The sequence below is a fragment of the Streptomyces sp. NPDC088254 genome (assembly GCF_044740925.1).
Classification (GTDB): Bacteria; Actinomycetota; Actinomycetes; order Streptomycetales; family Streptomycetaceae; genus Streptomyces.
In genome coordinates this window covers 264042-277052 of the sequence record NZ_JBIURQ010000013.1, presented here as the reverse complement: position 1 = coordinate 277052, position 13011 = coordinate 264042, and the positions used below count along the sequence as shown (strand labels likewise).

Annotated in this window: 14 protein-coding genes and 1 pseudogene; 6 read left to right on the top strand and 9 right to left on the bottom strand. The window is 71.5% G+C overall.

All coding sequences use genetic code 11. The annotated features are described in order from the left end of the window. Positions 1-21: 21 nt before the first annotated feature. Both ACIOC0_RS33875 and ACIOC0_RS33870 read right to left on the bottom strand, forming a co-directional pair. A complete protein-coding gene (locus tag ACIOC0_RS33875) occupies positions 22-615 on the bottom strand; it encodes a DUF1003 domain-containing protein (RefSeq protein WP_402159563.1) in 594 nt (197 codons plus the stop codon). After that, on the bottom strand, positions 599-1897 hold the full coding sequence (locus ACIOC0_RS33870; protein WP_402159561.1) for a magnesium transporter MgtE N-terminal domain-containing protein: 1299 nt from the start codon (positions 1895-1897) through the stop codon (positions 599-601). Before ACIOC0_RS33870 ends, ACIOC0_RS33875 begins: the two co-directional genes overlap by 17 nt. Before the next feature lie 235 nt (positions 1898-2132). Between ACIOC0_RS33870 and ACIOC0_RS33865 the strand changes: the two genes are divergently transcribed. Next, positions 2133-2906, top strand: coding sequence for a hypothetical protein (locus ACIOC0_RS33865; RefSeq protein WP_352250268.1), 774 nt, complete (start codon positions 2133-2135; stop codon positions 2904-2906). Positions 2907-2936: 30 nt separating this feature from the next. Here the strand turns inward: ACIOC0_RS33865 and ACIOC0_RS33860 are convergent, their stop codons facing one another. Then, positions 2937-3473 (bottom strand): hypothetical protein, encoded by a 537-nt coding sequence (locus ACIOC0_RS33860; protein WP_402159559.1) that lies wholly within the window; start codon positions 3471-3473, stop codon positions 2937-2939. A gap of 23 nt (positions 3474-3496) precedes the next feature. Continuing rightward, a complete protein-coding gene (locus tag ACIOC0_RS33855) occupies positions 3497-4612 on the bottom strand; it encodes a magnesium and cobalt transport protein CorA (protein ID WP_130443798.1) in 1116 nt (371 codons plus the stop codon). 505 nt (positions 4613-5117) lie between these two features. On the opposite strand from ACIOC0_RS33855, the gene ACIOC0_RS33850 reads away from it, so the two are divergent. Next, positions 5118-5702, top strand: a complete 585-nt coding sequence (locus tag ACIOC0_RS33850; protein ID WP_130443796.1) for a suppressor of fused domain protein — start codon at positions 5118-5120, stop codon at positions 5700-5702. An 83-nt stretch (positions 5703-5785) separates the two neighbouring features. Here ACIOC0_RS33850 and ACIOC0_RS33845 read toward each other — a convergent pair whose 3' ends face one another. Further along, entirely contained in the window at positions 5786-7030 is a 1245-nt protein-coding gene (locus ACIOC0_RS33845; protein WP_402159556.1) for an MFS transporter, read from the bottom strand. Between the two features lie 147 nt (positions 7031-7177). Between ACIOC0_RS33845 and ACIOC0_RS33840 the strand changes: the two genes are divergently transcribed. The 3 genes from ACIOC0_RS33840 to ACIOC0_RS33830 all read left to right on the top strand — a co-directional run bounded on the left by ACIOC0_RS33840 (position 7178) and on the right by ACIOC0_RS33830 (position 9526). Further along, positions 7178-7819 (top strand): DUF6758 family protein, encoded by a 642-nt coding sequence (locus tag ACIOC0_RS33840; protein ID WP_402159555.1) that lies wholly within the window; start codon positions 7178-7180, stop codon positions 7817-7819. A gap of 158 nt (positions 7820-7977) precedes the next feature. Continuing rightward, the gene (locus tag ACIOC0_RS33835) at positions 7978-8850 is read left to right on the top strand and encodes a PHP domain-containing protein (RefSeq protein ID WP_402159553.1); all 873 of its coding nucleotides are present in this window, start codon (positions 7978-7980) and stop codon (positions 8848-8850) included. A 70-nt stretch (positions 8851-8920) separates the two neighbouring features. Then, positions 8921-9526 (top strand): MarC family protein, encoded by a 606-nt coding sequence (locus tag ACIOC0_RS33830; protein ID WP_402159551.1) that lies wholly within the window; start codon positions 8921-8923, stop codon positions 9524-9526. A gap of 56 nt (positions 9527-9582) precedes the next feature. Here the strand turns inward: ACIOC0_RS33830 and ACIOC0_RS33825 are convergent, their stop codons facing one another. Together ACIOC0_RS33825 and ACIOC0_RS33820 are read right to left on the bottom strand one after the other, a co-directional pair. Continuing rightward, complete coding sequence (locus tag ACIOC0_RS33825) at positions 9583-9960, bottom strand: hypothetical protein (RefSeq protein WP_402159549.1); 378 nt, start codon at positions 9958-9960, stop codon at positions 9583-9585. Positions 9961-10240: 280 nt separating this feature from the next. Further along, positions 10241-10393 carry a hypothetical protein gene (locus tag ACIOC0_RS33820; RefSeq protein ID WP_007384531.1) on the bottom strand — a complete coding sequence of 51 codons (153 nt, stop codon included), beginning with the start codon at positions 10391-10393 and terminating at the stop codon, positions 10241-10243. Between the two features lie 240 nt (positions 10394-10633). On the opposite strand from ACIOC0_RS33820, the gene ACIOC0_RS33815 reads away from it, so the two are divergent. Then, positions 10634-11539, top strand: coding sequence for an NYN domain-containing protein (locus ACIOC0_RS33815; RefSeq protein WP_402159699.1), 906 nt, complete (start codon positions 10634-10636; stop codon positions 11537-11539). A gap of 26 nt (positions 11540-11565) precedes the next feature. Here ACIOC0_RS33815 and ACIOC0_RS33810 read toward each other — a convergent pair whose 3' ends face one another. Next, positions 11566-12450, bottom strand: a complete 885-nt coding sequence (locus ACIOC0_RS33810; protein ID WP_402159547.1) for an alpha/beta fold hydrolase — start codon at positions 12448-12450, stop codon at positions 11566-11568. A gap of 135 nt (positions 12451-12585) precedes the next feature. Beyond that, positions 12586-13011, bottom strand: a pseudogene (locus tag ACIOC0_RS33805) (hypothetical protein); the annotation flags it as partial.

Sequence of the window (13011 nt, the reverse complement as noted above, 5' to 3'; positions counted from 1 at the left end):
GCCGGGGCCCCGGGATGCCGGTCACCGGTCGTCTACGTCACGTCCACGCGACCGTTCTGCCGGGAATACGACGTGCTCGTGGTGTCCGTCGCGCCGTCCATCCAGTTCCTTGACCATGTCCTGCAGTTCGGAGCGGATCCAGTCGCGGGTGGCGACCTCGCCCAGCCCGATGCGCAGGGCGGCGATCTCACGCGTGAGGTACTCGGTGTCCGCGATCGACCGCTCGTTCTGCTTGCGGTCCTGCTCCAGGTTGACCCGGTCCCGGTCGTCCTGCCGGTTCTGCGCGAGCAGGATCAGCGGGGCGGCGTAGGAGGCCTGGAGGGACAGCATCAGCGTCAGGAAGATGAACGGGTACTCGTCGAAGCGCAGCCCGCTCGGCGCGAAGATGTTCCACACCACCCACAGGATGATGACGACGGTCATCCAGACGATGAACCGGCCGGTGCCCAGGAAGCGCGCGATGCGCTCGGAGAGCCGTCCGAAGGCCTCCGGGTCCCACTCGGGCACGATCCGGCGGCGGGGCGGACGCGGCTGGTCCAGACGGACGCGGGTCCGGGCGGCGGTGGCGCCGGACGGGGTCCGCTCGGCCCGCCCTCCCTCACGCTCGGGCGTCACTCGGACCACCCCCCGTCGAGTTCTCGTCGAGGTGGAACTCCGTCTCCCGCCAGTCATCGGGCAGCATGTGGTCCAGGACGTCGTCCACGGTCACCGCGCCCAGCAACGACCCCGAGTCGTCCACGACGGGCGCCGCGACCATGTCGTACGCCGCGAAGAACCCGGCGACGACGGGCAGCGCCGCGTCCGGCTCCAGGGGCTGCAGGTCGGCGTCGAGGATGGAGCCGACGAGGGTGTACGGGGGGTCGCGCAGCAGGCGCTGGAAGTGGACGGTGCCGAGATACTTGCCGGTGGGGGTGTCGTCGGGCGGCCGGCAGACGTAGATCTGGGCGGCGAGGGCGGGGGACAGGTCCGGGTTGCGGATCCGCGCGAGGGCGTCGGCGACGGTGGCGTCGGGACGCAGCACGATCGGCTCGGTCGTCATCAGACCGCCCGCGGTGTGCTCCTCGTACGCCATCAGACGCCGCATGTCGGCCGCGTCGTCGGGCTGCATCAGGCTCAGCAGCCGTTCCTTGTCCGCCTCGGGCAGCTCGCTGAGCAGGTCGGCCGCGTCGTCGGGGTCCATGGCCTCCAGGACGTCCGCCGCGCGTTCCTCCTTCAGCTTGCCGAGGATCTCGATCTGGTCGTCCTCCGGCAGCTCCTCGAGGACGTCGGCGAGGCGGTCGTCGTCGAGGGCGGCGGCGACCTCGGCGCGGCGCTTGGAGGAGAGGTGGTGCAGCACGTTGGCGAGGTCGGCGGGGCGCAGCTGCTCGAACGTGGCGAGCAGGTTCTCCGCGCCCTGTCCGTGCTCCTCCAGGGAGAAGCCGGTGACGGCGGACCACTCCACCATCAGCGTCTCGCCCTTGCTGCGCCGGAAGGCGCCTCCCTTGCGGCCCTTGCGCACGAAGACCCGGTCGATCTCCCAGTCCCGGCGGGCGGGCAGCTGCTGCACGGACACGTCGAGGGTGGTGACCTCCTCGCCGGTCTCCACGAGCGTGACCCGCCGGTCCAGGAGCTCGCCGACGACGAGACGTTCGGTGGGCCGCTGCTCGAAGCGCCGGACGTTGAGCACGCCGGTGGTGATGACCTGTCCTGACTCGATGCTGGTGACCCGGGTCATGGGCAGGAAGATGCGGCGGCGGGTGGCCAGTTCGACGACCAGCCCGAGCAGCCTGGGCGGCTTGCGCCCGACACGCAGCATGACGACGAGGTCGCGCACGCGTCCCACCTGGTCGCCGTTGGGGTCGAAGACGGCGACACCGGAGAGGTGCGAGACGAAGATCCGGGGGACGCCCGCGGCCATGGCCGCACCTCCTTCTCGTACGCGCGCGTACGGGGCAGGGAACTGATCGGTCGGTGAGGTGTTTCCTGTGGGGTTCTTTCCCCGATTGCCCGCTCGCGCGGGCTTCAGGCTAGCCCGTCCCGATCGGCGCCGCCCTGGTGAGCGGTCCGGACGGACTGCCTCCGCCGGGCTCACGCGCCCCCGGTACGCTGCGGTACGCCGTTCAGGACACCCCCGCAGAAAGGCAGCCCCCTCTGTGACCGCGATTCCCCAGGGCCGTACCCGACGCCGGACCGTGCTGGCGGGCGCCGTATGCGCGCTGGTCGTGACGAGCACGGGACTGACGGGGTGCGGCGGCGAGGATCCGGACGCCGGCACCAACGGGGTGGGCAAGCTGGCCGCGGACGAGATCCAGGCGAAGGCGAAGGCGGCGGCCGGCGCGGCCGGAGCGGTGCGGCTGGCGGGGACCGTGGTCGCCGGCGGCCGGTCGTACAAGCTCGACATGCGGCTGAAGGCGAACGGGGGCTCCGGGACGGTCACCGCGCAGGGATCGTCCTTCCAGCTGCTGCGGGTCGGCGAGGAGCTGTATCTGAAGGCGGACGCGGGGTTCTGGAAGCACGAGGACTCCAAGGACTCCGAGGGCGGCGGCGGGAAGGACACGGACGCCGCGGACAAGCTCGACGGCAAGTACGTGAAGGTGCCGACGGGCGACCCCTCGTACAAGAAGTTCAGCGGTTTCACCGACAAGGCCCTCCTCCTCGACTCTCTGCTGACGCTGCACGGTTCGCTGGGCAAGGACGGGCACCAGGAGGACCCCGCCTCCGGGGCGCGCACCATCCGGATCTCGGGCGGCGGCGGTTCCGGCGGCACGCTGGACGTCGCCCTGGAGGGGCAGCCGTATCCGCTGCGCCTGGTGCGCGCGGGCGACGCCGGGACGCTGAGCTTCTCGGCGTGGGGCGAGGACTTCGCCCTGGCCGAGCCGGCGAAGGACGACACGGTGGACTACGGCAAGGAACTGCCGACGTCCTGACCCGGGTCGGGGCGGCATGCGCCCGGGGCGTCAGCGTCCGGCCCGTTTGCGCTTTCTGAGCAGCAGGCGGGGGAGCCCGGCGGGGACCGGCTCGCGGGTCGTCGCCGGGGACGGCAGCGGGGCCTCGGCCAGGGAGCCGTCGGGCAGCGGTGCGACGCCGCCCGCCGGCTCCAGCCGCAGCACCCGGCACTCGGCCGCCCACCGCCCGGTCATCGCCTCGCCGTCGGGTGCGTTCAGCCGCTTGCCCTTGAGTTCGGCGACGGTCGCCTCCCACGCCTCGGTGCCGGGGGCGAGCTGGACGACCGTCGCGGTCCAGGAGACCAGCCGGCCTCCCTTGTCCTTGCTGCGCACGGTCACCTCGGCCGAGTCGCCGTCCGTCAGGTGCGGCAGCGGCTGCTCGCCGCTCCCGTCGCCGACCAGGCAGGCCGCGCCGTCGTGCCACACGTGCCACAGCGCCCGCGCGGCGGGGGCCCCGGCGCCCCTGACCCAGATCAGGCCGGACTTCTTCGTGGCCTCCTCGACGAGCGCCCGCTCGGCGAGGGACCGGTCCTGTGGCTCGCGTGTCATGGCCTCACCCTATCCAGGGCCGCTCACAGCCAGCCGTTGCGCTTGAGCATGCGGTGGATGCCGAGGCAGGTCAGCACGGTGACGCCGAGCACCATCGGGTACCCGAACCGCCACCGCAGCTCCGGCATGTAGTCGAAGTTCATGCCGTACACCCCGCAGACCATCGTCGGTACGGCGATGATGGCCGCCCAGGACGTGATCTTGCGCATGTCCTCGTTCTGCGCGACGGACGCCTGCGCGAGGTTGGCCTGGAGGATGGAGTTGAGCAGCTCGTCGAAGCCGACGACCTGCTCCTGGACGCGGGCGAGGTGGTCGGCGACGTCCCGGAAGTACTTCTGGATGTCGGGGTCGACCAGCCGCATCGGCCGCTCGCTCAGCAGTTGCATCGGCCGCAGCAGCGGCGACACCGCCCGCTTGAACTCCAGTACTTCACGCTTGAGTTGGTAGATCCGGCCGGCGTCGGTGCCGCGCGGGGCGCCCTTGCGGCCGGGGGAGAAGACCTCGGTCTCCACTTCGTCGATGTCGTCCTGGACGGCGTCGGCGACAGCGATGTAGCCGTCGACGACGTGGTCGGCGATGGCGTGCAGCACGGCCGAGGGGCCCTTGGCGAGCAGCTCGGGGTCGTCCTGGAGGCGGTGGCGCAGCGCGCGCAGCGAGCCCTGGCCGCCGTGCCGCACGGTGATGAAGAAGTCCTTGCCGGTGAAGCACATCACCTCGCCGGACTCGACGACCTCGCTGTTGGCGGTGAGCCGGTCGTGCTCGACGTAGTGGATGGTCTTGAAGACGGTGAACAGGGAGTCGTCGTAGCGCTCCAGCTTGGGCCGCTGGTGGGCCTGCACGGCGTCCTCCACGGCGAGCGGGTGCAGCCCGAACTCCCTTGCGATGCCCGCGAATTCGCTCTCCGTCGGCTCGTGCAGCCCGATCCACACGAAGCCCCCGTCGCGCCGTACCTGCCGCATCGCCTCGTGGGGGGTGAGCGGCGTCGCGTAGTGCACCCGGGCCCCGTCCCGGTAGACGGCGCAGTCGACGACGGCCGAGGGGGTCGCCGGGTCGCGCGTGGTGTCGTACGAGCCGCTGTCGCTCCGCAGGGAGGGACGGGACGGGCGGACCACGGCGCGCAGGTCGCGGATCATCGACATGGCAGGCTCCTTCGCTACGGGCGACGGAAGGCCGACGACGGGTGGAACTGCCCGGAATGGGGACGTCCTGAGTGCGGATGTTTGGCACGTCCACAAAGCGGGGAGCACCGCACCGTCGCGGTGGCGTTCTCGTTGCTGGTACAGCTACTGCTTCTGATCGGATGGATCGGTCGGACCGCGGGCCGAGGAGTTCGGCCGGGTCGGACGGATCAGGCAAAGCGAAACGCAGCGCTCTTCCGCGCGGTGTGGAGATGCGAGAGGTGGCGGTCAGCCGGAGCCGGGTCAGCTACGTCAGCGGCGGGAAGAGCGAGTGGTACTGCACGGTCGACTTCGATCCATGACAGCCCCACCTCCTCCGGCCGGTCCCCCGTGGGGGATGCTCATCGGCGTCGGGGCTTGATCGCGACGCTCTGCGTGCTGCCCCGAACCACCGGGCAAGAGTATCAGCCGACCACAGTGTCAAGGCGCTGCTTTGCCCGGTGCTGACGAGTTCTATGCTCGCGGCATGGCAGATGTTCTTCCCCTGGTCGAGGCCCGGTTGCGTACCGCGCTCGGCGAGCCCGACGCCCGCGCCGCCGTCACCTTCCTCGGCACGGACCGCATCGAGGTCCTGCGTTTCCAGGAGGGCGACATCGTCCGCTACGCCACGCTCGGCATGTCCGCGCAGCCGATGAGTGACCCGACCGCGATGCTCGCCGACGCGGTGCGGGGTCCGCGCGCCGAGCTGGTCCTCTCGGTGCGCTCCGGGCTGGCCGACACCGGCAAGGTGCTGCGCCCGCTCGCCGTGCTCGCCGCGTCCCCGCAGGTCGAAGGGGTGGTCGTGGCACCGGGCGCGTCCCTGGACGTCGGCGAGCCGCTGTGGCCGGGCGCGCCGTTCACCTCGGTGCTGGTCGCCGAGCCGGGCGGTCTGGTGGAGGACCTGGAGCTCGACGAGCCGCTCGACCCGGTCCGCTTCCTGCCGCTGCTGCCGATGACGCCGAACGAGGCCGCCTGGAAGCGGGTGCACGGCGCGCAGGCGCTCCAGGAACGCTGGCTGACACACGGTACGGACCTGCGGGATCCCTCCCGCAGGTCCGTACCGCTGGACTGAGGACGCGTGACCAAGGTCACCAACTGACCTCCGGGACAGGGGGATTGACCCGGCAGCGGATGTCGTCCGCTTGTCCCTGACGGTCAGTCGGCGAAGACGGCGACCCCGTCCTCGGTGGCGTGCGCCGGTGCCGACTCCTCGGCCTCGTGCATGAGCGCCTCACGGCGTACGACGACGACCAGCGCGCCCACGGCCGCGGTGACCGCCGCCACCACGAACGGGATGTGGACGTCGGTCCACTCCTCGATCTTCGGCGCGAAGAAGGGAGCGGCAGCCGCCGCGAACCAGCGCACGAAGTTGTAGCCCGCGCTCGCGACCGGACGAGGGGCGTCCGAGACCCCGAGCGCGAGTTCGGTGTAGACGGTGTTGTTCACGCCGATGAACGCGCCCGACAGAACCGTGCAGACGACGGCCGTGACGTGGTCGCCGTAACCGAGGGCCAGCACGTCGGCGGCGAGCAGCACCAGCGAGCCGCCGAGTACCTTCAGCGAGCCGAACCGCTCCTGGAGGCGCGGCGCGACGACGACCGAGAAGACGGCGAGCAGCACACCCCATGCGAAGAACACCGCGCCCGACTTGTACGGCGTCATGTCCAGCACGAACGGCGTGAAGGCCAGCACGGTGAAGAACGTGTAGTTGTAGAAGAACGCCGAGACCGCCGCCGAGGCGAGACCGCCGTGGCCGAGCGCCCGGATCGGGTCCAGCAGCGAGGTCTTGCGGGCGGGCCGCGGCTGCTCCTTCAGGAACGCCGTGATGCACAGGAAGCCCACCGCCATCAGGGCCGCGGTGCCGAAGAACGGGTAGCGCCAGCTGGCGTCGCCGAGCAGCGCGCCCAGCAGCGGTCCGCAGGCCATGCCGAGGCCGAGGGCGGACTCGTACAGCAGGATCGCGGCGGCGCTGCCGCCCGCCGCCGCGCCGACGATGACCGCGAGGGCCGTCGAGACGAACAGCGCGTTGCCCAGACCCCAGCCGGCCCGGTAGCCGACGAGCTGGCCGACGGTGTCGGAGGTGCCGGACAGGCCCGCGAAGACGACGACGAGGGCGAGGCCGAGCAGCAGCGTCTTGCGTCCGCCGATCCGGCTGGAGACGAACCCGGTCACCAGCATCGCGAAGGCCGTGATCAGGAAGTACGAGGTGAACAGGAGGGAGACCTGGCCGGCCGTGGCGTTCAGTCCGGAGGCGATGGACGGCAGGATCGGGTCGACGAGCCCGATGCCCATGAAGGCGACGACGGACGCGCCGGCGGTCGCCCAGACCGCCTTGGGCTGCCGCAGAAGACCGCCTGCTCCGGCGGGCGCCTCGAGGGGGGACTCCGTGTCGTGCTGCATGCCGATGCTCCAATCCCGCGACTGATGGGTGGTGTTTACATACATTAAATTAGGATGGCTAATTAATGCAAGATACATCTAACTTGGCCGGTCCAGACGGGTGATCGTCCTTGACGCGGACGGAATCGGGTAGGACCGTGGGGCTCTATGAGGGGCGAACCCAGTTGCCCGAAGTGCGGTGGCCGGGTCAGGGCTCCCGGACTCTTCGCCGATTCCTGGCAGTGCGATGTGCACGGCACGGTGCATCCGCTGCAGCCCGTGATCCCGCCCAGCGTCGAGGCCCTCAGCGTGGTCGTGCACCGCACCCGGGTACCGGTGTGGATGCCGTGGCCGCTGCCCGTCGGCTGGCTGTTCACGGGCGTGGCGTACGCCGGTGACGACCGCAGCGGCGGGCGCGCGAGCGCAGTCGCCTGCTCGGGCCCCGGTCCGCTCGGCGGCATGGGCGAGCTGATCCTCGTCGCCGAGGAGCTCGGCGTCGGCCTCGGTGCACGCTACGCCGGCATGGAGGGGCCCGACCCCGGTCCCTATATGGATGTCGAGAAGCCGCCCCAGGTCAAGGTTCTGGCCGCCGGTCGCCCCACCCCCCTGTGGCATGTCACCGGCGCCCCCGACGACCGCGCGGTCTTCGCGGGCGAAGCGTGCGGGCTGTGGCTGTGGGCGGTGGCGTGGCCCGAGCAGTCCGGGCTGCTGATGTACGACGAGCTGGTGCTGACGGACCTCCGGGACGCGGGCGCCGAGGTGGAACTGGTGCCCTGCGGGGCGTTGTCGCCACGCCTGCTCAAGCCCTGAGGGCCGGCCGGGGACGCGTCGGCGCAGCGCGGGGTGCATCCGGGCGTGCTTCCGCTGTGTAGGGGGCGCTGGCCGGGTGCGGGTGTGACAGAGGTCGTCCGGATTCCCGTTATGCTGAAGCGTCCCGTTCCGCTCTCTCGCCGTCTGGAGCCCGTGCCGTGCGCATCGACCTGCACTGTCACTCCACGGCTTCCGACGGTACGGACACCCCCGCCGAACTGGTCCGGGGCGCGGCCGCGGCCGGCCTCGACGTCGTCGCGCTGACCGACCACGACACCACCCGTGGACACGCCGAGGCGATCGCCGCGCTGCCCGAGGGGCTCACCCTCGTCACCGGTGCAGAACTGTCCTGCCGGATCGACGGCATCAGCATGCACATGTTGGCCTACCTGTTCGACCCCGAGGAGCCCGCGCTGCTCGCCGAGCGGGAGCTCGTGCGCGACGACCGCGTGCCGCGTGCCCGGGCCATGGTCGCCAAGCTCAACGAGCTGGGCGTCCCCGTCAGCTGGGAGCAGGTCGCGCGCATCGCCGGTGACGGTTCCGTCGGCCGGCCGCACGTCGCCACCGCGCTGGTGGAGCTGGGCGTCGTCCCGACCGTGAGCGACGCGTTCACCCCCGACTGGCTGGGCGACGGCGGGCGGGTCTGGATCCCGAAGCACGAGACCGACCCCTTCGAGGCGATCCGGCTGGTCAAGGCGGCGGGCGGCGTGACCGTCTTCGCCCACCCGGCCGCGAGCAAGCGGGGCCGCACGGTCCCCGAGTCCGTGATCGCCGAACTGGCCGCCGCCGGCCTCGACGGCATCGAGGTCGACCACATGGACCACGACGCGGACGCCCGAGCGCGACTGCGGGGACTCGCCCGCGACCTGGGTCTGCTGGCGACCGGGTCCAGCGACTACCACGGCAGCCGCAAGACCTGCGCGCTCGGCGAGTACACGACCGACCCCGAGGTGTACGGGGAGATCACGCGACGGGCGACCGGGGCGTTCCCCGTCCCGGGGACCGGCGGGCCCGAGGCCCTTCGCGCCTGAGGCCGTCACGCCCTCGGGTTCAGCTGCGCACGTCCACTTCCACCCTCTCTCGCGCAAGGCATCCGCACTGATGTTCGACGTTGCCGTCTTCGGCTCCCTGTTCCTCACCCTGTTCGTCATCATGGATCCCCCCGGCATCACCCCGATCTTCCTGGCCCTGACATCGGGCCGCCCGGGCAAGGTGCAGAAGCGGATGGCGTTCCAGGCCGTCTGCGTGGCCGGCGGCGTGATCACCGTCTTCGGGCTGCTGGGCCACCAGATCCTGAACTACTTGCACGTGTCAGTGCCCGCGCTGATGATCGCCGGCGGGCTGCTGCTCCTGCTGATCGCGCTCGACCTGCTCACCGGCAAGTCCGACGAGCCCAAGCAGACCAAGGACGTCAACGTCGCGCTGGTCCCGCTGGGCATGCCGCTGCTCGCCGGACCGGGCGCGATCGTGTCCGTCATCCTCGCCGTGCAGAAGGCCGGCAGCGTCTCCACGCAGGTGTCGGTGTGGGCGGCGATCTTCGCCATCCACGTCGTGCTGTGGCTGGTGATGCGCTACTCGCTGCTGATCATCAAGGTCATCAAGGACGGCGGCGTGGTCCTGGTGACACGGCTCGCGGGCATGATGCTCTCCGCGATCGCCGTGCAGCAGATCATCAACGGGGTCACCCAGGTCGTCCAGGGCAGCTGACGCGGCGGCGTTGTCACGGCTGTGTGATCCGTACGCCGACGTGACCGTGCACCAGTTCAGGCCTCGTGGTGATCGGGGCGGTCGGAGTGGGCGCGCAGACGCTGCCAGCAGCGGTGCACATGCCGCTCGGCCTCCAGCACGGCCGATTCGGCGGGGCGGACGCCGCCGTGGGGCGTCGTGGTGCGACGGGCCGCGGCCGGGGTGTGCGTGCGTCGCGCCGAAGCGGGTGGCGTGGGTCCGGAGTGCGGCCGGGCAGCCGGCTGGTCGTGGCGGGCGGGTGCCTCGGGGGACGTCGCGGCGCGCCACCCGCACCTGCGGGCGGCGCCGACCGCCCGGCGCCGCGCATAGGGGCGGGTGGCCGCGAACCGTGCCGCCAGGATGACGCCGGTGGCTGCCGCCGCGGCCAGAGCGGGTTCCGCATGGTGTACGAGCACAGGGAGAGGGCCTTCCCGTGAAGTGGCGGTCGGGGCGGCGCGGACGCCGGGTGCTCACCAGGTACCCGCGTCGGACGGGATCACCCCGGGCAACTTCCTCACTCTGGCCCCCTCGCGCTCGCGAGGATTTCCGACCCGCCCACCTTCACCCGTTCGGGTGAATTCCGGATGCGGCCTCCCCGCCCCGGCCGGACATGGGCGGAGCCCCGCCCGGCGTCGTGTCGACGCGGTGCGGGGCTCCGGAACGCATGTGAGAAGGCCCGTAGAGGGGGTCGAGGTGCTACGAGGCCGAGGTGTCGGCCGGACGGATCCACAGTCGCTGCCCGATGGCGGCGGCCTGCTGAACGATCCGGTTGACGGAGGCGGCGTCCACGACGGTGCTGTCGACGGGCGTGCCGTCGACGTCGTCGAGTCGCATGATTTCGAAGCGCATGGTGGCTTCTCCCTTCGTCTGGTCATCCTCCTGAGGAGAACTGCTGGTGTGAGGCCCACGGGACGACGGTGCCCCCTGTTCCGTACGTATTCAACGCGGTGCTTGTTACAAACATTCCCTACGCTAATGAAATTTTTCGAACGCCTAATTACTGACGGGTAGGCGCAGTGGCCGTGGGGGGACAGGGGCGGAACGGGACTGAACGGGACCGGTTATGTTCATAGCGTGAGCGCCAGGACAATGGAAGGGATGAACGACGACCTGACGGCCCTCGCCGCCCGTATCGACCGCACGAACGAGCTGCTGACACGCATGCTCGCCGAGGTGGCGAAGACGCCGTCGACGCACGCGATCTTCGTCGACGCCGGCTATCTGTACGCGGCGGCGGGCCGGCTGGTCGCCGGGACCGAGGACCGGCGGGCGTTCGACCTGGACGCCGAGGGCCTGATCGAGGCGTTCATCGACCGAGCCCGCACGATCTTCGCGGACAGCCGGCTGCTGCGGGTCTACTGGTATGACGGCGCCCGGCGCCGCATCCACACCGCCGAGCAGCAGTCCATCGCCGAACTCCCGGACGTCAAGGTCCGGTTGGGCAACCTGAACGCCAACAACCAGCAGAAGGGCGTCGACTCCCTGATCCGCACCGACCTGGAGTCCCTCGCCCGGCACCGCGCCATCAGCGACGCGGCGCTGCTCGGCGGCGACGAGGACCTGGTCTCGGCGGTGGAGGCGGCCCAGGGGTACGGCGCCCGCGTCCACCTCTGGGGCATCGAGGGCCCCGAAGGCCGCAACCAGGCCGAGCCGCTCCTGTGGGAGGTCGACAGCCAGCGCACCCTGGACCTCGACTTCTTCAAGCCGTACGTCGCACGGCGCACCGCCCCGGCGTACGAACCGGCCGGCGTGCAGCGGCCCACCCGTGAGGAGGTCCGCTTCGCCGGCGCGCAGGTCGCCGCCAAGTGGCTCGCGGCGCGCGGCAGGGAGTCCTTGGCGGACCTCCTCCCCGGCCACCCCTACCTGCCTGGCTCCGTCGACCAGGACCTCCTGGTGGAGGCTGAGCGCATCCTGCAGTACTCGCTCCGCGGGCAGGCGGAGCTGCGACGCGTACTGCGGGACGGCTTCTGGGAGCACCTCCAGACGCAGTACTAGTGGCCTCGGGACGGGCTCCCGTCCGGTCAGCGGTCCGGTCGCCCGCGTACGACCTTGTCCCAGAAGTCCGCCAGGCCGTGGGCCGTGGCCAGGGGCTGGTCCAGGTTGGGGGAGTGTTCCGCGCCGGGGATCACCGTGCGGGCCGCGCCCAGCTCCACGGCCATGTCGTCCAGGACGCTCACCGGCCAGGTGTCGTCACGCGCGCCCGACAGAACGTGCAACGGCAGTGGCACGGCGGCGAGTTCGGCGACCCGGTCAGGCTCGACGAGCAACTGACGGCCCGTGGCGAGGAGTTGCGCCGGCTTGTGGTTCAGCCAGCGCAGCCGCATCAGAGCCAGTTCGCCGAACCCCCGCGCGGGGCCGCCGATCTCCTCCGGCGGGCCCATCGCGAGGATCGCCTCCCACACCTCGGGCATCTCCATCACCGCGAGGGCGTCGTGCAGCAACTGCACGCGCTGCCGCTGCGACTCGGAGATGTGCGCGGGACCCGAGGCGACGAGGGTGAACGAGACGAAGGGGGAGTGGTCCAGGAGGACGGCCGCCCGCGCCACCTGGCCGCCCATGGAGTGCCCGACGAGATGCACGGGAGTGTCGAGGACGGCCGCCTGCGCGAGCACATCCCGCGCCAACTCGGCTTGAGCGTAAGGGGCCTTGTCGCGCGCTGGGCCGTGGGACTCGTTCTGCCCGCGTCCGTCCACGGCGACCGTGCGGTAGCCGCGGGCCGCCAAGGGCTCGTGCAGGAAGTGGAAGTCCTCCTTGCTCCCGGTGAACCCCGGCAGCAACAGCGCGACGCCCAACGGCTCGACACCGGGCGCCGCCGGCGCGTCGACGACGGCGAACTCACCGCGCGCTGTCCGCATCTGGTACGCGCGTGCGCCGGGAGGCGGGGTGAAGCTGATCGGCGTGGTCACGGGCTGAGGTTACCGGGACAACGGAGGCCGGGTGCAGAGCGCCTCTCGGCCCGGGCAGAACCTCTTCCCACGCCGACGGCCCGGCTCCCCGAGGGGAACCGGGCCGTCGGCGGTCGCTGTCGTCGCGCGCGGCGATCAGCTGTCCGCGGGCTTCGCGGCGGCCGTCGCCTTACGCGTACGCCGCGGCTTCGGCTGCGCCTCCGCCGTGTCGGCGGCGGCCTCCGCGGGGGCGGCCGTCTTGCGGGTCCGGCGGGGCTTGACCTCCGGCTCCTGCGAGACCTGAGCCGGAATGGCGGCCGTACCGGCCGCCGGGGCGGCGGTCTTGCGGGTGCGGCGCGGCTTGGCCTCCGTGGCCTCGGCCGTGTCGGCGGTGACCTCTGCCGGGGCGGCAGCGGTCTTGCGGGTGCGGCGCGGCTTGACCTCCGCGGCCTCCGCGACGTCGGCCGTGTCGGCGGCCGTTGTCGTGGCGGCGGCCGTCTTGCGGGTGCGGCGCGGCTTGGCCTCGGCCGTTTCCGCCGTGTCGACGACGGCTTCCGCCTTGGCGGCCGCGGTCTTGCGGGT